Source organism: Stenotrophomonas sp. WHRI 8082 (assembly GCF_040223995.2).
Classification (GTDB): domain Bacteria; phylum Pseudomonadota; class Gammaproteobacteria; order Xanthomonadales; family Xanthomonadaceae; genus Stenotrophomonas.
Genome location: NZ_CP167826.1, coordinates 307,735 through 329,178, shown reverse-complemented (window position 1 = coordinate 329,178; position 21,444 = coordinate 307,735). Strand labels below are relative to the sequence as shown.

Here is a 21,444-nt window from a genome sequence, read left to right as displayed (position 1 = left end):
TTTGACGAGCAGCGGGCGCTGATACAATGTCGCACATAGCGTGTTCGCTAAGATTCTGGTTCGTAGAGCCACAGCTTGCGAAGTATCAAGCCCGTCGTGCTGACAGCCGAGTTCTTGGGCGGGCTGGATAAATAGCGTCGAGAACAGGAGAAGGCGCGATGGAACGGATGTGGATGGTTCGCGGCGATGGCGGCATCTTGTATGACGCTTTCCGAGAGCGCGGTGTCGTGGCTGTGGGCTGGAGTCAGCTGGCTGCTCATGCCAAACCTGGCGTCGGTCGAAAACAGCTGATCGGCCTCTATCAGGCCGCTGAACCAGAGGCCAAGCGTGGCACGGTAGTGTCTGGCGCTTCTCAGGTCTGGCGCTTCGTTAATGACATTCGAGATGGCGACTGGGTTATTACCTATTCTCCTCCAAACCGCCTGTACTCCATCGGTAGGATTGCTGGTCCCGCTAAGCATCATGCCGATTGGGCGGAGCAGGGCATGCCCTTAGCCCGAGACGTTCGCTGGGGCGCGCAGGAACTGCCGCGCGATCGTTTGGGCACTAGTACAAAGAACACTCTTGGTTCCACCTTGACATTGTTCGAAGTGCCGCGAGTTGCTGCTACCGAAGTGCTTGCAGCTATTCAGGGACAACCGGCTCCGATAGCCGACGATGAAACCGATGAGATAGTGGCGGACCCCCTGGCAGACATCGACTCTCAGGCGGTCGAGCGAATAAAAGATCGCGTCAACGAGCTTGATTGGGACGATATGCAGCAACTCGTGGCGGGGATCTTGCGCGCTATGGGCTACAAGACTCAGGTGTCTCCACCCGGTTCAGATCGAGGTAAAGATATTGTTGCCTCGCCAGATGGGTTCGGATTTGAGCACCCGCGCATCGTCGTGGAGGTCAAACACCGTAAAGGGCAAATGGGGAGTCAGGAAATTCGAAGCTTCCTTGGTGGTCGCCACAAGGATGATCGCGGGCTCTACGTAAGTACGGGCGGGTTCACCAAGGACGCTCAGTACGAAGCAGATCGCGCCCCCATTCCGCTGGCGATGTGGACGCTAGATCACGTGGTTCGCGCGCTGATTGAGCACTATGACGCCACAGACGCCGAGACCAAACGCATTGTGCCGCTAAAGCGGCTGTATTGGCCTGCCTGACACCAGAGGAATAACAAGTAATTCCTAGAGAACAGAAGATTGAATAATTCATCGGAAAATCGCTCGCAATCAACGCCAGCTTGAAACTCTGGGTCGCCAGGACAGTATCTTCCAATGCCCCAGCCGGCATTTACCGGCGACGGCTCAGCTGCCTTGAGCGGGAACATTTTTCCCTTGCGCAAACCAATCACCGAGCCATCAGCAGCCACCAGGCGAGAAGCCAGTGAGGCCAGCAAGGGAGCCAGACGTGACGCAACACGGGACAAGAACATGAAACCCATCGAACAAGATTTCTTCAACGACCTGGAAAAGAAGCTCTGGACCGCTGCCGACAAGCTACGTTCCAACCTCGACGCCGCCGTGTACAAGCACGTCGTACTCGGGCTGATCTTTCTCAAGTACGTCTCGGACGCCTTCGAAGAACGTCAGCGCGAACTGCGCGAACAGTTCACCAGTCCAGATCATGACTACTACATGGCCCCGGCAGAATACGGTGGCGTAGGTACCCAGGAGTACGAGGAGAACATCGCCGCCGAGCTGGAAGTGCGGGACTACTACACCGAGAAGAACGTGTTCTGGGTGCCGGTAGAAGCCCGTTGGCAGACCTTGCGCGATTGCGCGCAACTGCCACCCAAGGCAGCGTTGCCCTGGAACAGGCCCGGCAAGGACGAGCCGGAGGAAATGCGCTCGGTCGGATGGCTGATCGACAACGCCATGGAGGCCATCGAGCGCGAGAACGCCCGCCTGAAGAACGTGCTCAACAAGGACTTCGTCCGCGTGCAGCTCGACTCCAGCAAGCTGGCCGGGCTGATCAGCCATTTCTCAGATACCGACTTCAGTGCGAAGGAGCATGGTGGGCAGCCGCTCGACCTGAAATCCAAGGACATCCTTGGTCACGTCTACGAGTACTTTCTCGGCCAGTTCGCCTTGGCCGAAGGTAAGAAGGGTGGCCAGTACTACACGCCCAAGAGCATCGTCACCCTGATCGTGGAAATGCTCCAGCCGTTCAAGGGCCGCGTCTATGACCCGGCCATGGGCTCCGGCGGCTTCTTCGTGCAGAGCGAGGAATTCATCGAACAACACGGTGGCGAGGCAACCAACGGCAAGAGCGGGCAGATCAGCGTCTACGGGCAGGAGAGCAACCCCACCACCTGGCGATTGGCCGCAATGAACATGGCTATTCGCGGTATCGACTTCAACTTCGGCACCGGCCCAGCCGACACCCTGCTGAACGATCTGCACCCCGACCTGCGTGCCGATTTCGTGATGGCCAACCCGCCCTTCAACATGAAGGAATGGTGGAACGAAAAGGTGGCCAAGGACCCGCGCTGGATCGCCGGCACGCCGCCGCAGGGCAATGCCAACTTCGCGTGGCTGCAACACATGCTCTGGCACCTGGCACCCACGGGCAGCATGGCACTGCTGCTGGCCAATGGTTCAATGAGTTCTAACACCAATAACGAAGGCGAAATCCGCAAGCGGTTACTCGAAGACGACTACGTGGAATGCATGGTCGCGCTGCCCGGCCAGCTGTTCACCAACACCCAGATACCTGCCTGCATCTGGTTCCTGACCCGCGACAAGAAGAACGGCTTCGCGCTGGACAAGAAGAAGCGTGACCGGCGCGGCGAGTTCCTTTTCATCGACGGCCGCCAGATGGGCTACATGAAGGACCGCGTGCTGCGTGACTTCACTCTGGACGACATCCGGAGAATCGCCGACCGCTTCCATGTTTGGCAGCAGGGCGACGGATATGAGGATGTGCCCGGCTTCTGCTATTCCGCCAAGCTGGACGAAATTCGCAAGCACGAGCATGTGCTGACGCCGGGGCGCTATGTGGGCGCGGCAGAGCAGGAAGACGATGGCGAACCCTTTGCCGAGAAGATGCAGCGGTTGACGGCGCAACTGGCCGAACAGTTTGCGAAAAGTGCGAAGTTGGAGGGGGAGATTAAGAAGAATATGGCGGGGCTGGGTTATGAGTGATGAATGGACGACAAGTACGATCGGAGCGCTCATTGCCGCAGCAGGAGGGCACATTAAAACTGGGCCGTTCGGAACCACTCTAAAGGCGAAGGAATACACAAAGATCGGTGTTCCTTTGATATCAGTTGGGGAGATCGGTTACGGTAAAATTCAAGCTCATGAGAAAACTCCGCGGGTATCTCCCGAAGTCGTCAATCGCCTTCCAGAGTACGTGCTTCGCACTGGAGATATTGTTTTTGCTAGAAAAGGGGCTGTTGATCGCTCGGCCATGGTTAGCCAAGAGCAGGATGGCTGGTTCCTTGGGTCTGATGGCATTCGGTTGCGCCCCCCTGAATCAATAGATAGTCGATTTCTTGCTTATCAGTTGCAAAGTGATGATTCCCGTCGTTGGATTATCCAGCATGCAACTGGAACTACGATGGCGTCCCTAAATCAAGGTGTGATTGATCGGATTCCGATCGTGGTCCCTCCGTTGCATGCGCAGCGCAGTATTGCATCCATTCTTGGTTCATTGGATGGGAAAATAGAAATCGATTGCAGTATTAACCGAACCCTCGAAGCCATGGCGCAAGCTATTTTCAAGTCCTGGTTTATCGATTTCGACCCGGTCAAAGCTAAAATTGCCGCTATTGAACAAGGCCAAGACCCACTGCGCGCCGCCATGCGCGTCATCAGCGGCAAGACTGGCACCGAACTCGACCAGATGCCCCGAGCGCACCACGACGAACTCGCCGCCATCGCCGCACTATTTCCCGATGCTATGGAAGAGTCGGAGTTGGGGGAGATTCCGAGGGGGTGGTCATTTCGGGCTGCCGACTTGTTAACTGAAGTCGGTATTGGCAAGACTCCGCCGAGAAAGGAGCCCCATTGGTTCACTGAAGGTGAAGGCTATCTGCGCTGGGTGTCTATCAAGGATATGGGAGCTAGTGGAGTTTTTCAGCAGCGATCTTCAGAGTTCCTAACTTCGGAGGCCGTCTCGCGCTTCAATGTCCGTGTCGTACCCGACAGAACCGTTCTGCTTAGCTTCAAGTTGACCATCGGGAGGGTATCTATCACAGATGGTCCGATGGTTACCAATGAGGCTATTGCTCATTTTAAGCTGCTTGAAGACTCTGTCATTTCTGCGGAGTACCTTTATCTGTACCTGAAGGGCTTTGATTACTCAATGCTCGGTAGTACGTCATCTATTGCTGATGCGGTCAATTCGAAGACCATTCGTGAGATGCCGATCCTTTTAGCTAACTCAGATCTGATTGACTGCTTTACAACATCAGTCACCCCTATATTTGAGGAAGTTCGAAACAGGCAGGATGAGATTGCAGCTTTGGGCGCGACGCGGGATACTTTGCTGCCCAAGCTCCTTTCAGGTGAGATCGAGGTGTCCGAATGAAGCATCTCATGCCTATGTTTGAAGATGCCTTGGCGCAAGAGGAAAATCTTTACATCGATAAGGGAAGGGTGCATATCCGAAACAAGCTCTGGGCGCCGGATGAAATCCTGGAGGGGTTGCTTGATCCAGATGCATACAACGATCTTTTTCTGGATTGGGTGCAGGAGCGCAAAGAAGAGTTGATCGAATCAGCAAGGGCAATGCTGGATGAGTTTGGCTTGCAAGACCGATTTGGAAAGCTCAAAGAGGTTTATGCCAGAGGGGGTGTTATACCTTTTGTGGGCGCCGGTTTGTCAATTCCAAGCGGTTATCCCGGATGGACTGCCTTTCTCAAGCAAAACAGCCGCGAGACGACGATTGATTCGGTTGAGTTCGACCAAGTTCTGAATGCGGGCCGATATGAAGAGGCGGCCCAGAGGCTTGCAGATGCACTTGGCCCGGCTTTCAACGAAGGAGTAGAAAACGCCTTTGGGCGATCACGTGAAATTTCTGGTTGCGTCCGGATGTTGCCTCATGTCTTCGAATCCTGCGTTATCACGACGAATTTTGATGACGTGACCAAGCGTTGTTTCGAGGCGGAGGGAAAGCCGTTCTCTGAAGAGTTATCCGGGGAGTTCTCCCAAGAATTGCCGAAAAAATTGGCAGAGGGAAAGAGGGTTCTTCTTAAGCTACATGGCACATCAATGAGCCCTCGAAGCCGAATTCTCACGGCCTCGGAGTACGACAGGCACTACGGTGAAGGAAATGAGCTGCAAAGAGCAGTAGAGGCTATTTGCACTAGGACGCTGCTTTTCATTGGTTGTAGTCTTACGGTCGACCGAACCATTTCAGTAATGAAAGCGCTTGTGCAAGCCAATGGACACGACAACATCGCACGTCACTATGCCTTCTTGCCTGCGCCAAACAACCACGACGAGAAAATTATTCGCCGTGATGCGCTGCTTGAATGCAATATCTACCCAATTTGGTACCCGGCAGATATGCATGATGAGTCCATTGAGGCTCTTTTGATGGCGCTTATGGAGGACGGGCTATGATTACAGAACAGGAGCTCGAAAATTACGGCATCTCTTGGTATCAGGAGCTTGGCTGGCAGCACGCTCAGGGTTCAAACATCGCACCGGATGGAGAGAATCCTGCCCGTACTGACTATCGTCAGCCCGTACTTTACGAGCGCCTGTTGACCGCGCTGGCGCGCATCAACCCACACATCCCCGCTGCAGCGCTGGAACAGGCGGCACGTGAACTTCTTACGGTCAGCGAGCCGCTACTGATTGCACGCAACCGTCGTGTGCATCGATTGTTGCTGGCTGGCATTCCGGTCGAGTTTCGCATGGATGACGAGAAACGCGCCGATCTGGTCAGCCTGATCGACTTCGCCAACCCACGCAACAACGACTTTCTGCTGGTTAGCCAGTTCACTGTAACGGGCACCAAGCAGTCGCGCCGCCCGGATCTGGTGGCTTTCGTCAACGGTCTGCCGCTGGCGGTGATCGAGCTGAAGAACCCGGCTAACGAGCAGACCGACATCTGGGACGCCTTCAACCAGATACAGACCTACAAGGAAGAAATCAGCGACCTGTTCAACACCAATGTGGCGGTGGTGGTCAGCGACGGCTCCACTGCGCGGCTGGGGTCGCTTACGGCGAACCAGGAGCGCATGCAGCCCTGGCGGGCAATTGCCAATGAGGACGACCGGCCGCGGCTGGAGTTCGAGTTGGAAACGCTGGTGCGCGGCTTCTTCGAGCCTAATCTGTTTCTCGACTATGTGCGCCATTTCGTGCTGTTCGAGCAGGATGCCGACCAAATCATCAAGAAGATCGCGGGCTACCACCAGTTCCATGCGGTGCGCGAGGCGGTGAAGGCCACGGTGATTGCCGCCAGCGGCCCGAACAAGGGTTTGTTGCAAGTGCAGGAGCCACGTGCCACTTATGGCAAGGAAGTACAGCCCGGCAGCCGCAAGGCGGGCGTGGTGTGGCATACGCAAGGCTCGGGAAAGAGCATCACAATGGCCTGCTACGCGGGCAAGCTTTTGCAGCAGCCGGAGATGAAAAACCCTACGCTGGTGTTGGTGACCGACCGCAACGATCTGGACGGTCAGCTTTTCGGTACTTTCTGCGCTGCCGAAGACCTTCTCAAGCAGACGCCGGAGCAGGCCGGCAGCCGCGAGGAACTACGCGAGATGCTGGCCTCGCGTGAAGCGGGCGGCATCATCTTCACCACGGTGCAGAAGTTTGCCCTGCTGGAAGATGAGGAACTTCACCCGCTGCTTTCGGATCGCAGCAATATCGTGGTGATTTCCGACGAGGCGCACCGCAGCCAGTACGGCATGAAAGGGCGACTGGATACCAAGACCGGCAAGTACGTATTTGGCTACGCCAAGCACATGCGCGACGCGCTGGCCAACGCCACCTTCATTGGCTTCACCGGCACGCCCATCGCCTTGGAAGACAAAGATACTCGGGCAGTGTTCGGCGATTACGTCAGCATCTACGACATTCAGGACGCGGTGGACGATGGCGCCACGGTACCGATCTTCTACGAAAGCCGCCTGGCCAAGCTGGACGTGAACCAGGCCGAGATCGACGCACTCAATGCCCAGGTAGATGAGGTCATCGAGGACGAGGAAGACATCACTGCCCGCGAGAAGACCAAGAGCGACTGGGCTGCGCTGACCAAGCTGGTTGGCGCGCAGCCGCGTTTGGAACAGGTGGCTGCCGACTTGGTGCAGCACTTCGAGACGCGCACGGCCACGCTGGAAGGCAAGGCGATGATCGTGTGCATGAGCCGTGACATTTGCGCCGAGCTGTACAATGCCATCGTCGCCCTGCGCCCGGACTGGCACGATGCCGACCCGGAGAAGGGCGCAATCAAGGTAGTGATGACCGGCTCGGCAGCGGACAAGCCCTTGCTGCAGCCGCACCTGTACAGCCAGCAGGTGAAGAAACGCCTGGAAAAGCGCTTCAAAGACCCGGCAGACCCGTTGAAGCTGGTGATCGTGCGCGACATGTGGCTGACTGGCTTCGACGCGCCCTGCTGCCACACCATGTATGTAGACAAGCCCATGAAGGGCCACAACCTGATGCAGGCCATTGCCCGCGTCAACCGGGTGTTCCGCAACAAGCCCGGTGGATTGGTGGTGGATTACATCGGCATTGCCAACGAACTGAAAGCGGCGCTCAAGACCTATACCGAATCCAAGGGCAAGGGCGACCCGGCGCACAACGCAGCTGAGGCCCTGGCGGTACTACTGGAAAAGCTCGACATCGTGCGCGGACTGATGCATGGCTTCGACTACAGCGGCTTCGAGACCGATGCAATGAAACTGCTGGTGCCGGTAGCCAACCATATCCTGGGCCTGAAGGACGGCAAGCAGCGTTTCCTTGATGCCATGCTGGCCGTCAGCAAGGCGTTTTCCCTGTGCAGCACGTTGGACGAGGCCGCCGCCCTGCGCACGGAGATTGCCTTCTTCGCCGCCGTCAAGGCCGCCATCGTCAAGTTCACCACGGTGGACCGCAAGCGTTCCGACGCGGACAAGAACAGCGCGCTCAAGCAGATCCTGGACAACGCCATCGTGGCGGATGGGGTGGCGGACATCTTCACCCTAGCGGGCCTGGACAAACCCAACATCGGCCTGCTGTCGGAAGAGTTCTTGGAAGACGTTCGGCAGATGAAGAGCCGTAACCTGGCGGTGGAACTGCTGGAAAAGCTGCTGCGTGATGAGATCAAGGCGCGGGCGCGCAACAACGTTGTGCAGGAGAAGAAGTACGGCGACCGCCTGCTGGAAACCCTACGCAAATACCACAATCGGGCGGTGGAGACGGCGCAGGTCATCGAGGAACTGATCCAGATGGCCAAGGACTTCCAGGCTGCGCTGGAACGCGAAGCGGCGCTGGGGCTGAACCCGGACGAAATTGCCTTCTACGATGCTCTGGCCAACAACGAAAGCGCCGTGCGGGAGCTGGGCGACGATATCCTAAAAAAGATCGCTGTCGAAATCACCGAAAAACTGCGCAACAGCACCACGGTAGATTGGCAAGTGCGCGCGAGCGTCCGCGCCAAGCTGAGGATTCTGGTGCGACGCACCCTGAAGAAGTGGAGGTACCCGCCGGTAGGTGAGGATGCCGCAATTGAATTGGTGCTGAAGCAGGCGGAATCACTGTCGAACGCATGGTCGAAGTAAATGGTGTGGCGCGGTGGTTTCGGGTCTTGGAGAGGCAATGTAAGATTGGAGTCGATTGACAATAGGCTCGAAAGTATCAACGCGCCGCAAATCGCTCCATCTCCCGCGCAAGCAAAAGAGGTGTGTTCTGGACGGTAGAAGCGACGGTAAGGCCTCGTGTCGATCGCAACCAATCCCTTTAATCACATGGGCTTACGAGCCCCGTTGATGATCGAGCGGGAGTCAGATCAGATCCCTTTGGGACTATCGCTAGCTATTGTAGAAGTCCCGTAACAGGCGCCGCCAAGGTCACGTTCCTACATGCCTTCCTTGGCGGGCTACAGGCGCGAGCAAGGTCATGGAGTCAGAGGAGACGGACGGAGGTGGCGCCGGTCTTCTCCTTGCGCTGACCGCACGGTAAGTGAAGCGCGCAGGCCCGGATCTGGAAGCCGGGCCCGAGGCGTCAGCCGAGCGAAGCGAGGGAAGGATGGACGCACGACAGGGGCGAGACCCCAGGACCGCAGGGGAGGGTGGCTCGATGTGCAGCACGATAGCGCGACCGGCTATCTCCCAGTTGGCCGGGGACGCCCGACGGCTTTGCGATCCCAGCATGGAGCAAACCGCCATCGACCAAAACGACGTTCCCTTGGAGCACATGCTGCTCCGGTCCGATGCCTTGCACGAGCGACTGGACGAACTGTTAGGCGATGCCGCATTCGATGGATCGGTCCGGGGCGAATCGGCCCTGGGCATGTGTCTGGTCGCCATGGAACACGCAGCATCGTTGCGGGCATTGATGGCGTTGGGCATGCCCACCTCGGCCGTCAGCCTGATGCGGCTGCAATTCGAGGCGCTCACCCGTGCCATGTGGCTGATCTATGCCGCCAGTGAGTCGGCCATCGAGAAGTTATCAGCACCCTTGACGCTGGAAGCCGAACAGGCTGCCAAGAATCTCCCTAGCGCGAAGGAGATGATCGACCAGATCGGCAAGCGCGTCGGGCAAGGCGTACCGGCGGCGGCCCACCAGATGCTGGCCCATTTCAAGGACGTGTCCTGGAATGCCATGAATTCGTTCGTGCACGGCGGAATCCACGCCTTGCGACGCAGCGCCGATGGCATCCCTGAGCACCTGGCGCTGCAGGTGCTGCGCAACTCGAACGGGCTGAGCAACATGACCTGCATGACCATGGCCCTGCTCACCGGCGACGAAGCCATCGCCAAAGCCGTGAGTAAGATCCAACCGGCCTTCGCTGACTGCCTGCCGGATCTGCTCAAACCCTGAAAGCACCAGGGGGAGAGTGTCCTTACAGCGTGCGGGATCTACCGTAACTACACTACCCACCCACACCCGATGGAATCCCGCCCATGCTCAATGGAAAGGTCGCAGTAGGCACCGGCTCCACCAGCGGTATCGGCCTCGGCATTGCCACGGCGCTGGCGCGGCAAGGCGCCGACATCGTGCTGAATGGGTTCGGCGATGCGCAGGAAATCGAAAGGATCCGCGCCGGGCTGGAGGCCGACTTCGGTGTGAGGGTTGCGCATGATGGCGCCGACCTGTCGCGTGGCGAGGCGGTGCGGGAAATGATCGCCCACGCGGTTGCGACGATGGGGCGCATCGACATCCTGGTGAACAATGCAGGCATCCAGCACACAGCGTCGATCGAGGAGTTTCCCGTCGAAAAGTGGGATGCGGTCCTCGCGCTGAATTTATCGGCGGTATTTCATGCAACAGCGGCGGCCTTGCCGTACATGAAGCAGCAGGGATCCGGTCGCATCATCAACATCGCGTCGGTGCATGGACTGGTTGCGTCGGTGAACAAATCGGCTTATGTAGCAGCGAAGCATGGCGTTCTTGGATTTACCAAAGCGACGGCGCTGGAAACCGCGGGCACAGGCATCACCGCCAATGCCATCTGCCCAGGGTGGGTGCGGACGGCGCTGGTCGAACAACAGATCACCGCATTGGCGGAGCGGGAGGGAGTGGATCAGGAGTCTGCCGCTCGCGCGCTGCTGGCCGAGAAGCAGCCAACGCTGCAGTTCGTGACGCCCGAGCAACTCGGCGCCATGGTGGTCTTCCTGGCCTCGGACGCCGCGGCGCAGATGACCGGTACGGCGCTTCCGGTGGATGGTGGCTGGACCGCCCGCTAGGCATTCCGATGACACGCTGAGCCGGAGCATCGTGGCGCGCGCCTGCGTGCGGGGATCACGGCGCGAGGCCGCCCGCCATGGGGCGGCGCTACAGCAGCCCTCAGCGATTGGTTTGTGCCCGCCGTGGAAGACCGGCGCGGATATAGGCCGCCGACCATGAGTCGGCGCTACCAGAGCTGACCAAGGCCGGCGTCGTGCAGTAGCGCGTTCGCGCCGCGCCATCCAGATACCGCGCTGCACCTTATCTGATAGCAGCAAGGCCCCAGCCGACGCATGCTGCGCGACTTGGCGGGCGTCTGTGTCTGACAGGCTGCGACGATCAAGGGCATAGGCCCCACCAATCGACGGTCATGGGGACTATGTGTCGTAAATGACCCGTACGTTGCCGTGGTTAAAGGTCGGAAGGCGACGTCAGGTGGCGTCTGAGGGCCATTTCGACACGCGTTTCTCGTGCGTCTGGGATAGTGCGGATTCAGACCAGTCCGATGGCGGATCGCTCATGACCCACGTGCCCATAGTCCATGTGACCGAGATGCTGGCGCATGCCTTCGGCATTCTTGCGAACACGGTAGTGCCGCAACCCTACGCGCCTCACCGCGCCGTGGTGCGGTTCTTGATTACTGACCGTGACGGCGCCTGTTGGTTCCTGGACGTGTCTGACGCACGGCCGCAGGCCGCAGGTCTGCCCGCAGAAGGCATCCAGTGCGTTGCCCGGCGCTGGGGGCGGTATTGGGCGGTGTTGCCGGCAGAGACGGCAGGCGCGGCCGCTGCGCCGGGGGCGTGGGTGGCTGACCCTGCCAGTGCGGTGGCACGCCCTCGGCTGGTGCTGAACTGCGCCGATGGTCGCGCGCTGGAGCGGGTGGGGAGCTGGCTCACGCAGCCTGCGGGCCTGCCCGTGGCCACCGATATCCTGGGCCAGTGCTTCGTCGAGGCGTGGGCCCGCCATCGCGAGGGGATTGCCGCTGTACACGCCCGCGCGGAGGCAGTGCGCGATGCGCTGGAACACCCAGCGGCACGTGAGGCGGGCGAGGGGGAGTGGGCCGGGCAGTGGCCGATGGGCAGTGAGGCGTATCGGCACCAGCGGGTGTTGCGTCATCTGGTGGACAGCCAACACATCCTGCTGGGACCGCAGGCCGCCGCGTTTCCGATGCCACAGCGTCGTGCCACGCTTCGACGCCTGACGGCCCTGCTTGAAGCGGTGCAGGGCAGGGAGATGCTGCCTGACACGCTGTGGCGGGCGGGCTGAAGATACGTCGTTACCCGTTTGGGGTTGCCAGCCAGCGGCCGGCGCTCACTCGCCCGGCTTGGCCGCAGCGCTCACCGCTGCGCTTTTGGCACGCCGCGCCAGCACCGCCTCACGGTGTGCGATGTAGGCGTTGGAACCGAGGATGATCAGCGCGCCGATCACCGTCCAACGGTCCAGGGCTTCGCCGAACAGCAGCCACGCCATCACGCTTACCAGCGGCAACTGCATGAAGCTGATCGGGGTGAGTGCCGAGACTTCGCCCAGGCGCAACGCGCGCGTCCACAGCAGCTGCCCCAGCGTACCCAGTACACCGGTGAGCGCCAGCCACAGCCATGCGATGCCGGTCGGCCATACCCAGACGAACAGCGCCGGGATCAAGGACAAGGGCACCCAGAACACATACGTGTAGAAAACCACCGTATCGGCACTGTCCACGCGGGTGAGCTGCTTGATCTGGATCGCCACGATCGAACTGAGCACCGCCGCCGCCACGGCGACCAGACTGCCGGCACTGAAGCTGCCCGTGCCCGGACGCACGATCACCAGCACGCCGATGAAGCCGATCACCACCGCCGCCCAGCGCCGCATGCGTACCGTTTCGCCCAGCCACAGCACGGCGGCGATGGTGACGAACAGCGGTGTCGAGTAGGACAGGGAAATCGCCTGCGCCATCGGCAGGTGGCCAAGCGCCCAGAAGGCACACAGCATCGAGGCCAGGCCGATCACGCTGCGCATGAAGTAGCGAGGCAACTGTTGCGTCTTCAGCGGTGTGCGACCCGGACGCATCAGCATCGGCAGCAAGGCGACCAGGCCGAAGGCATTGCGGAAGAACGCCACTTCCTGGGTCGGCACGTACGCGGTGGCGTAGCGGATGGCCAGCGCCATGAACCCGAACGACAGCGTGCTGCCGAGCATCAGCCACGCAGCGCGCAGCGGCGGCGCGCCGGTGGTGGACAGGGCAGGGGTCACCACTGTGCGCCGATCAGGCGCGGCTCCGGCTCAATGGCGACAGAGAACGTCTCCAGCACGGAAGCCGAAATGCGACGCGCCAGCGCGAGCAGCTCCGCGCCGGTGGCAGTGCCATGATTGACCAGCACCAGGGCGTGGCTCTCTGCCACGCCGGCGTCGCCCTCGCGGAAGCCCTTCCAACCGCAGTGCTCGATCATCCATGCAGCAGATACCTTGCGCTGGTCCTCGCGCTCGGCCGGGTATACCGGCAGGTCCGGGAAGGTCTGCTGCAGCACCTCGACCTGGTCCACCGTGAGGATCGGGTTCTTGAAGAAACTGCCCGCGTTGCCGAGTTCGTTGGGGTCCGGCAGCTTGCGGCTGCGGATGGCGATCACCGCGTTGGCCACATCCACCGCGCTGGGCAGTTCAACACCCTGGGCCTGCAATTCTTCGGCAATACCTGCGTAGTCCATGCGCAGTTCGTGCAGCAGCGGCAGCCGCAGCTCGATGGCGGTGATCAGGTAACGCTCCGGTTGTTGCTTGAACACGCTGTCGCGGTAACCGAACGCGCACTGCTCGTTGTCCAGCCGCACCCAGTCGTTGGCCTCGCGGTCCCACGCTTCCACGGTCTGGATGAACTCACCCACCTGCACGCCGTAGGCGCCGATGTTCTGGATCGGCGATGCACCGCAGGTGCCGGGAATCAGGGCCAGGTTTTCCAGCCCGGACAGCCCGTGCTGCAACGACCACAGCACCAGTTTGTGCCAGTTCACCCCGGCGGCGGCGCGCACGATGGTGTGGTCGGCGCGGTGCTCCAGGATCTCGATGCCCTGGTTGGCGAACACCAGCACGGTGGCGTCCACATCGCCGGCCAACAGCACATTGCTGCCACTGCCCAGCACCAGCAGTTCACCTGCGGTGACCTCGGGCAGCGCCAGCGCGTCGGGCAGCTGGGCCGAATCCTGGATCTCCAGCAGGCGGGCCGCATGGGCCTGCACATGGAACGTATTGAGGCCAAGCAGCGATGCGTTCTCAGTCATCGTCCAACCGGTCGCCACCATCACAGCCCTCCTACCGCGCCACGACTGGGCGCTTCGCGGCGGCGACGGATCGCCTCCACGCATTCCGATACCAACGCAGGGCCACGGAAAATCATCCCGCTGTAGACCTGCACAAGGGCAGCACCCGCTGCCATTTTCGCCACCGCATCGGCACCGGAAGTGATGCCGCCCACGCCGACCAGCGGCATGCTTTCCGGCAGGCGCGCACGCAGGCGGCGCAGTACCAGAGTGGACTGGTCCAGCAACGGCGCACCGGACAGCCCGCCGGCTTCGTTGGCCAGCGGATCCCCCACGATGGCGGTGCGGTCGATGGTGGTATTGGTTGCAATCACGCCGTCCACCTGCAGTTCGGCCAGCACACGGGCGGCCGCGTCGATGTCGCGCTCGTTGAGGTCCGGGGCCACCTTGACCAGCATCGGCACGCGCTTGCCGTGCACGCTGGCCAGCTGTTCCTGGCGATCGCGCAGGCCGGCGACCAGCTGCCGCAACGCGTTCTCTTCCTGCAGCTCGCGCAGTCCGGCGGTGTTGGGCGAAGAAATATTCACCGTGATGTAGTCGGCCAGCGGATACACCTTGTCCAGGCACGCGATGTAATCATCCAGCGCGTTCTCGTTGGCGGTGTCCTTGTTCTTGCCGATGTTGATGCCCAGCACCCCGCGGCGGTCGCGTGCGCGCTCGACATTGCGCACCAGCGCGTCCACGCCGTCGTTGTTGAAGCCCATCCGGTTGATGATGGCGCTGTGCGCCGGCAGCCGGAACAAGCGCGGTTTGGCATTGCCGGCCTGCGGACGCGGGGTGATGGTGCCGATCTCCACCGAGCCGAAGCCCAGCGCGAACAGCGCATCGATGTGCGCGCCGTTCTTGTCCAGCCCCGCAGCCAGGCCGACCGGATTGGGGAAGGTCAGGCCAAAGGCAGGGGTCGGCAACGGGGCGATGCGCGGGGCGATCAGGGGCGTGGTGCCGATGCGGTAAGCCGCATCCAGCGCGGACAGGCCGAGGCCGTGGGCACGCTCGGCATCAAGCGAGAACAGAAAGGGACGGGCAAGCGAGTACATGGGCAGATCAGTCCAGCGTGCCGAGGAAGGCACGGGTTTGGTATTCAAATGCCACCCGGCCATCAACGGCGTGGGTGTCGAACAGGGTACGCAGCGCGGCCAGCATGGCATCGTGCCCCTGCTGGCCGGCGGTGGGCGCATACGAGGACGACAACAGCCGACCCTGCAGTGCGTCGAAATCGAGCATCTGCACATTGGGGAAGTGGCCGGTTGCCTGCAGGCCGCCGCCGAACCACTCTCGCATCTGCTCGTCGGTCTGGTAACGCTCGGCCACGGCGCTGTAGTCGGTGCCGAAATCCAGCAGCAGTTGCTCGTAGCCACGCAGGAACGGCGAGGCGTCGAGCAGGCGCGAATTCCAGAACACCAGTACGCGGCCGCCCGGTGCCAGGATGCGCTGCCACTCGGCGCGCACGGCCACGGTGTCGAACCAGTGGAAGGCCTGCGCGGCACTGACCAGGCCCACGCTGGCGTCGGCCAGCCCGGTCGCTTCGGCGGTGCCGTCGATGGCGCGGAAATTCGGGTATTCGGTGCCCAGCCAGGTCTCTGCGGCCGCGCGCATGGCGGCGTTGGGTTCCACTGCGATCAGCGGATGGCCGGCGGCCAGCAGCATCTGGCTGGAGATGCCCGTACCGGCGCCGATGTCAGCCACCAGCGCTTCATGCGGCACGCCCTGCTCGCTGTGCAGCCACTGCAGCAGGGCAGGCGGATAGCCGGGTCGGAAGCGGACGTAGTCGTCGACGCGGTTGGAAAAACGGGATGCGGATGCGGGGGTGCTCATGCCCACCTCATGAGTTCACGTGGGCCAACCAGGCCAGGCCGCCGAAGAACAGGATGAAGGCACCGACGGCCAACAGCGCGCCGATCACCATGACGTAGCCCAGGATCAGCCCGCCGATGGCCATGCCATCGCCGTCCAGTTCGTAGGGGCGGCGGCGGATATCGGCACGGGCCATGTGGCCGGTGATGATCGCCCCGATGCTGGCGATGAAGGGCAGCACAGTCCAGCTGCAGATCCCCAGGACCAGGCTGGCCACAGCCAGTCCACTGGTTTGACGGTTAGGCACGCTCATGCGGGACCTCCTTGGTGGAGCGCCCATGATAGAGGTTGTGGGTCGACAAGCCCATGCCGCTGGCGGACAAAGCCCCCTGCTCAGCCCATCAGTACCTGGCCGCCATCGACGTTGAGTACGTGGCCGGTGATCCAGCGCGCCAGCGGCGAGCACAGGAAGAGGGCGGCGTTGGCGATTTCTGCAGGCTCACCGAAGCGGCCGAACGGGATGCGGGCGAGGGTGCCGTGGTACAGCGCAGGATCTTCCACGCGACGGCGATCCCACAGGCCATCTTCGAACTCGATCGAGCCCGGCGCAATGGCATTGACCCGGATGCGGTCTGCGGCCAGCGCCAGCGCCTGGCTGGTGGTGTAGTGCGAAAGCGCCGCCTTCGCGGCGGCATACGGTGCGCCGCCCGGGCGCGGCATCTGCGCGGCAATCGAGGAAAGGTTGAGGATGCAGGCGTCGGCCGATTCCCGCAGCCAGGGCAGGGCGAGGCGCGATGCCCGTACCGCCGCCATCAGGTCGACCTGCAGGCTGGCGGCCCACCCGTCTTCATCGTCGGCCATCCCGTAGCCGGTGGCATTGTTGACCAGCACATCGATGCCGCCGAGAGCGTCGGCGGCATCCTGCAGCCAGTGGTCGATCTGCTCCAGGCGGGAAAGATCGGTCACGTGCGTGTGCAGCGGGGTGCCTTGGGCCAAAGCATCGGCCTGCAGGGCGTCGAGCCCGGCCTGGCCGCGTGCGCACACCGACACCGAGGCACCGGCAGCGGCGAAGGCCAGGGCCATGCAGCGGCCGATGCCCTTGCTGCCGCCGGCGATGACCACCCGGCGGCCGGTGAAATCAAGGCGAGGAGCATCCGACATGAAGGGGCTTCCCTGTAGCGCCGAGCCACGCTCGGCGGTGTGCCGGTCCGGTCGGGGATGCGCCGGATCGCGGCGTTGGGCAGGTAGTCGACGAGCGGGGCTCGGCGCTACCCGGGTTTCCGGTTTCCGGTTACAGGTCGAACTTGATGCCCTGGGCCAGCGGCAGCGAATCCGAATAGTTGATGGTGTTGGTCTGGCGGCGCATGTAGACCTTCCAGGCATCCGATCCCGATTCACGTCCACCGCCGGTATCTTTCTCGCCACCGAAGGCGCCGCCGATTTCCGCACCGGACGTGCCGATGTTGATGTTGGCGATGCCGCAGTCGCTGCCGGCTGCCGACAGGAAGCGCTCGGCGGTCTTCAGGTTGGTGGTGAAGATCGACGAGGACAGGCCCTGCGGCACGCCGTTCTGCATGTCGATGGCTTCGTCCAGCGTGCTGTACTTCATCACGTACAGGATCGGGGCGAAGGTCTCGTGCTGGACGACGTCGTCGCTGTTTTTCAAGCCGGTGACGATGGCCGGCAGTACGAAATTGCCGGCACGATCGATGCGCGTGCCACCGGTCTGCACGGTGCCGCCGCTGGCCTTGGCCTTCTCGATCGAGGCCAGGAACTGCTGCACGGCGCCGTCGCTGTTGAGCGGGCCCATCAGGTTGGCCGGGTCGGTCGGATCGCCGATCTTGCCTTCCACCTGCTTGTACGCCTTGATCAACGTGGCCAGCACGTCGTCATGGATGGATTCGTGCACGATCAACCGGCGCGTGGTGGTGCAGCGCTGGCCGGCGGTGCCGACCGCACCGAACACGATGCCCGGGATAGCCAGCTTCAGGTCGGCGGTTTCGTCCAGGATGATCGCGTTGTTGCCGCCCAGCTCCAGCAGGCAGCGGCCCAGGCGATGGGCGACCTTCTCGGCGACCGTACGGCCGACCTGGGTCGAACCAGTGAAGCTGATCAGCGGCACGCGCTTGTCGGCCACCATCTTCTGCGACAGCTCGGTGCCGGCATCGTTGATCAGGAAGAACAGGTCCGGGAACCCGCCCTCGCGCAGCGCTTCGTTGCAGATGCGCATGGAGGCGATGGCGGTCAGCGGGGTCTTGTTGGACGGCTTCCACAGGCAGATATCGCCGCAGATGGTGGCCAGGAACGAATTCCACGCCCATACCGCGACCGGGAAGTTGAACGCGCTGATGATGCCCACCAGGCCCAGCGGCTGGTACTGCTCGTACATCCGGTGGCCCGGACGCTCGGAGTGCATCGTGTAGCCATAGAGCATGCGGCTCTGGCCCACGGCGAAATCGGCGATGTCGATCATCTCCTGGACTTCGCCGTCGCCTTCCGGCTTGCTTTTGCCCATTTCCAGGGCGACCAGCGAACCCAGCGCGTCCTTGTTGGCGCGCAGCGCTTCGCCGCACAGGCGCACGGCTTCGCCACGGCGCGGTGCCGGGGTGGTGCGCCATACCTTGAAGGCTTCCTGCGCGCGGGCCACGATGGTTTCGTAGTCGGCGTCGGTGGTGGCATGGACCTGGGCGATGGCTTCGCCCGTGGTCGGGTTCACCGGGGTGATCACACCGGCGTCGGTGGCCGTGGACCACTCCCCGTTGCCCAGGTACGTACCCGCGTTGATTGCATCCAGGCCCAAGGCCTTGAGCAGCTCGGAAGACATGCAGACTCCTGTTTCATCATGTTGTTCTGGTGCCGCCGCGGCACGGGATGCCGGCGGCGAGCTAAGCCGACGATGGTAGCAGAGGGGCTGGTGGGGGCATGGTGCGGTGCGGTGGGGCCGCGTGACCACGTACTGCCACTGGATTGTCACGTCACTGGTAGCGCCGAGCCATGCTCGGCGGGATTCGCCGGCGCCACTGTGTCCGCATCGGGATGACCAACAATTGTTGCTTCCGATAAAAGCGATGGGCAACCTCGACTGCGGCGTCTGGCCAGTACCAAAGTCTAGTTGCCGATGACATTGTTGGCCGACCGCACGCTCACCGCTCCGACCGTTTCATGCGGAGCGGGGAGGGGTGGGATTTTCCCGCTGGCGCAAGGGCGCGGGCTGTGGCGAAATGCTGGGCACAAGAGGCGCCGTGCTGTTCGATCACGTTGAACCGCGGCGACTGTATCCACGTCAAATTATTGGCGTTTTTCGGACTTGTACTAGCGACCTGTGAAGCAGTTCACTCTTTACTAGTGCAGGGGCGAGCGCGATCTCTGGTACATTTACGTCATAAATCAACGCGTTTCACCCATTTTTGTGTATACAAATGCGCTGCCAGGGGAGGCCAGCGCACTAGAGAGAAGGTGCCGGGTGATGCGTAGTCCAGGAGAAGTCGAGGTGCTACAGGGATCTGTAGAAGACCTGCCAAAACCGCAGGCAATCAGCCGCGGTCGGCGTGTAGAGGCGCGTGCCGCGCTGGAGTTGGGGCTGCGGCTTGCTGATCTTCTGGTCATTCCGGGTGCTGCCATCGTCAGTCACTTGGTACGCAACGGCGGCATTGCGCCTTCGCAGCCACAGCGCATCGTGTTTGGCGCGTTGCTGCTCAGCACGGTGATCTGTTTCGGCATCGCCCCGGTCTATCGCAATTGGCGTGCGCGTGGCCTGCTGGCCGATCTGTGGGTGGTGCTTCTGGCGTGGACAGCCTCCTTTGGCCTGTTCTCCATCTATGCCGTGCTGGTGGACATGGCCGACGCGGTGCCAACGTTCTGGTTGGTGGGCTGGTACTCGTTGGGGCTGCTGGGCATGACGGCCACGCGGGTCTGTCTGCGTGTCCAGTTGCATCGCTTGCGCTCAAAGGGGCTGGATCGGCAGCGGGTGGTACTGGTGGGCCTGCGTGCGCCCTCGCTCAAGTTGCATCGCCTGCTGCGCGGCAAGCCGGAACTGGGCAAGGAAGTCATCGGTTACTTCTCAAGCCCGGGCGACATCGTGCGGCCACGCCGTAACGACGGTCCGCGCTGCCTGGGCACCATCGATGATCTCCCGCAGTACATGGACCTGCATCGCGGAGAGTTCGACCAACTCTGGGTGTCTCTGCAAATGGGTAGCGGCCAGCAGATCAAGGAAATGCTGAAGAAAATCGAGCGCTACCCGGTGCCTGTACGCATCATTCCGGACATCAGTGGCTACGGCACGCTCAATCCGGGCGTGCACCTGGTCGGCAACGTGCCGATGATCGGTGTGCGCCAAGGCTTGCCGGACCAGCATTTCAGGCTGGTGAAGCGTATCGAAGACATACTGGTGGCCGGCATCGCGCTGGTCCTGCTTGCGCCGCTGCTGGCGGTGCTGGCGGCGGGGGTGAAGATCAGCTCGCCGGGCCCGGTTCTGTTCAAGCAGCGCCGTCATGGCTTGGGTGGCAAAGAGTTTTCGATGCTGAAGTTCCGGTCCATGCGGGTGCATGCGGAGACGCCGGATAAGATCACCCAGGCGACCCGCAGCGACCCGCGCATCACGCGTTTCGGGGCGTTTCTGCGTAGGTCCAGCTTGGATGAGCTGCCTCAGTTCCTGAACGTGTTGGGCGGCAGCATGTCGGTGGTGGGTCCGCGTCCGCATGCAATCCAGCACAACAATCAGTACGAAAAGCTCATAGAGCGTTACATGCACCGTCACTACGTCAAGCCGGGCATCACCGGATGGGCACAGGTGCACGGCCTGCGGGGCGAGACGCCGGAGCTGCGATCAATGAAAAAGCGCGTTCAATACGATATCGACTACATCCGACGTTGGAGTCCGACGTTGGATGTGCGGATCATCGCGTTGACGGCGTTCAAGGTCTTCGGGCAGAAGTCGGCTTATTGATCTGGTCAGCCAATTTTGCGATGTAAATCAATGAAATAATCTGTAATCGTCGGGCCCGCCGCCCTTGGTGCGGTATCCTGTGCGACTGCCGCCGCCCCGTCTTGGGCGGCCTGCACGGATAGCTACAGGATCGAGTTGTGTTCAAGAACATTCTTTTTGTCTGCGTTGGAAATATCTGCCGGAGCCCCTCGGCCGAGGTGATGCTGCGCCAGCTTGTTGAAGCGAAGGGCATACAGGTGTCGTCTGCGGGACTGGGTGCGCTGGTGGACCATGGCGTGGACGGCATGGCACAGGCCTTGTTGCTGGAGCATGGTCTGGACGGGACGGGTCACCGCGCCCGGCAGATCAATGGCGGCATCCTGGGCCAGGCGGACCTGGTGCTGACCATGGAGCGAAAGCATGTGCGCCGTATCGCCGAGATTGCCCCCGAGGCATCTGGCAAGACCTTCCTGCTGGGCAAGTGGCAGCAGGAGCGCGAAATTCCCGATCCGTACCGCCAGCAGCGCCCGGCGTTCGAACATGTTTATAAATTGATGGCTGAAGGCGTGGAGAGCTGGTCGCGTCATCTTTGATGCGCCCCTCCCGGTTTCAAACG

Annotated in this window: 17 protein-coding genes; 10 read left to right on the top strand and 7 right to left on the bottom strand. The window is 61.6% G+C overall.

Going from position 1 to position 21,444, the window contains the following annotated elements; translation table 11 throughout:
• Positions 1 to 158 precede the first annotated feature (158 nt).
• From ABRP17_RS01375 to ABRP17_RS01340, 8 genes are all read left to right on the top strand, one after another.
• Entirely contained in the window at positions 159 to 1,151 is a 993-nt protein-coding gene (locus ABRP17_RS01375; RefSeq protein WP_349985222.1) for a restriction endonuclease, read from the top strand.
• 270 nt (positions 1,152 to 1,421) lie between these two features.
• Positions 1,422 to 3,134: a class I SAM-dependent DNA methyltransferase gene (locus tag ABRP17_RS01370; protein ID WP_349985220.1), complete on the top strand. Its 1,713-nt coding sequence runs from the start codon at positions 1,422 to 1,424 to the stop codon at positions 3,132 to 3,134.
• Entirely contained in the window at positions 3,127 to 4,524 is a 1,398-nt protein-coding gene (locus tag ABRP17_RS01365) for a restriction endonuclease subunit S (protein ID WP_349985219.1), read from the top strand. Before ABRP17_RS01370 ends, ABRP17_RS01365 begins: the two co-directional genes overlap by 8 nt.
• Positions 4,521 to 5,561, top strand: a complete 1,041-nt coding sequence (locus tag ABRP17_RS01360; RefSeq protein WP_349985218.1) for an SIR2 family protein — start codon at positions 4,521 to 4,523, stop codon at positions 5,559 to 5,561. The genes ABRP17_RS01365 and ABRP17_RS01360 overlap by 4 nt, the downstream gene beginning before the upstream one ends.
• Positions 5,558 to 8,707, top strand: a complete 3,150-nt coding sequence (locus ABRP17_RS01355; RefSeq protein WP_349985217.1) for a type I restriction endonuclease subunit R — start codon at positions 5,558 to 5,560, stop codon at positions 8,705 to 8,707. The genes ABRP17_RS01360 and ABRP17_RS01355 overlap by 4 nt, the downstream gene beginning before the upstream one ends.
• Before the next feature lie 589 nt (positions 8,708 to 9,296).
• The gene (locus tag ABRP17_RS01350) at positions 9,297 to 9,968 is read left to right on the top strand and encodes a hypothetical protein (RefSeq protein WP_349985216.1); all 672 of its coding nucleotides are present in this window, start codon (positions 9,297 to 9,299) and stop codon (positions 9,966 to 9,968) included.
• An 83-nt stretch (positions 9,969 to 10,051) separates the two neighbouring features.
• Complete coding sequence (locus ABRP17_RS01345; RefSeq protein ID WP_349985215.1) at positions 10,052 to 10,834, top strand: 3-hydroxybutyrate dehydrogenase; 783 nt, start codon at positions 10,052 to 10,054, stop codon at positions 10,832 to 10,834.
• 499 nt (positions 10,835 to 11,333) lie between these two features.
• Positions 11,334 to 12,080, top strand: coding sequence for a hypothetical protein (locus ABRP17_RS01340; RefSeq protein ID WP_349985214.1), 747 nt, complete (start codon positions 11,334 to 11,336; stop codon positions 12,078 to 12,080).
• Between the two features lie 45 nt (positions 12,081 to 12,125).
• Here ABRP17_RS01340 and ABRP17_RS01335 read toward each other — a convergent pair whose 3' ends face one another.
• The 7 genes from ABRP17_RS01335 to ABRP17_RS01305 form a co-directional block, all read right to left on the bottom strand.
• Complete coding sequence (locus ABRP17_RS01335; protein ID WP_192080748.1) at positions 12,126 to 12,995, bottom strand: DMT family transporter; 870 nt, start codon at positions 12,993 to 12,995, stop codon at positions 12,126 to 12,128.
• A gap of 50 nt (positions 12,996 to 13,045) precedes the next feature.
• The gene (gene murB, locus ABRP17_RS01330; RefSeq protein ID WP_349985213.1) at positions 13,046 to 14,089 is read right to left on the bottom strand and encodes a UDP-N-acetylmuramate dehydrogenase; all 1,044 of its coding nucleotides are present in this window, start codon (positions 14,087 to 14,089) and stop codon (positions 13,046 to 13,048) included.
• The gene (locus tag ABRP17_RS01325) at positions 14,089 to 15,144 is read right to left on the bottom strand and encodes a quinone-dependent dihydroorotate dehydrogenase (protein ID WP_188324244.1); all 1,056 of its coding nucleotides are present in this window, start codon (positions 15,142 to 15,144) and stop codon (positions 14,089 to 14,091) included. Before ABRP17_RS01325 ends, murB begins: the two co-directional genes overlap by 1 nt.
• Positions 15,145 to 15,151: 7 nt before the next feature.
• Positions 15,152 to 15,922, bottom strand: a complete 771-nt coding sequence (locus ABRP17_RS01320; protein WP_349985212.1) for a class I SAM-dependent methyltransferase — start codon at positions 15,920 to 15,922, stop codon at positions 15,152 to 15,154.
• A gap of 7 nt (positions 15,923 to 15,929) precedes the next feature.
• The gene (locus ABRP17_RS01315; protein ID WP_349985211.1) at positions 15,930 to 16,214 is read right to left on the bottom strand and encodes a DUF4190 domain-containing protein; all 285 of its coding nucleotides are present in this window, start codon (positions 16,212 to 16,214) and stop codon (positions 15,930 to 15,932) included.
• A gap of 80 nt (positions 16,215 to 16,294) precedes the next feature.
• Positions 16,295 to 17,062 carry an SDR family oxidoreductase gene (locus tag ABRP17_RS01310; RefSeq protein ID WP_349985210.1) on the bottom strand — a complete coding sequence of 256 codons (768 nt, stop codon included), beginning with the start codon at positions 17,060 to 17,062 and terminating at the stop codon, positions 16,295 to 16,297.
• 130 nt (positions 17,063 to 17,192) lie between these two features.
• Positions 17,193 to 18,725 carry an aldehyde dehydrogenase family protein gene (locus tag ABRP17_RS01305; protein WP_349985209.1) on the bottom strand — a complete coding sequence of 511 codons (1,533 nt, stop codon included), beginning with the start codon at positions 18,723 to 18,725 and terminating at the stop codon, positions 17,193 to 17,195.
• Positions 18,726 to 19,367: 642 nt separating this feature from the next.
• On the opposite strand from ABRP17_RS01305, the gene ABRP17_RS01300 reads away from it, so the two are divergent.
• Both ABRP17_RS01300 and ABRP17_RS01295 read left to right on the top strand, forming a co-directional pair.
• Positions 19,368 to 20,849: an undecaprenyl-phosphate glucose phosphotransferase gene (locus ABRP17_RS01300; RefSeq protein ID WP_349985208.1), complete on the top strand. Its 1,482-nt coding sequence runs from the start codon at positions 19,368 to 19,370 to the stop codon at positions 20,847 to 20,849.
• A gap of 137 nt (positions 20,850 to 20,986) precedes the next feature.
• Positions 20,987 to 21,421 (top strand): low molecular weight protein-tyrosine-phosphatase, encoded by a 435-nt coding sequence (locus ABRP17_RS01295; RefSeq protein WP_349985207.1) that lies wholly within the window; start codon positions 20,987 to 20,989, stop codon positions 21,419 to 21,421.
• Positions 21,422 to 21,444: the final 23 nt, after the last annotated feature.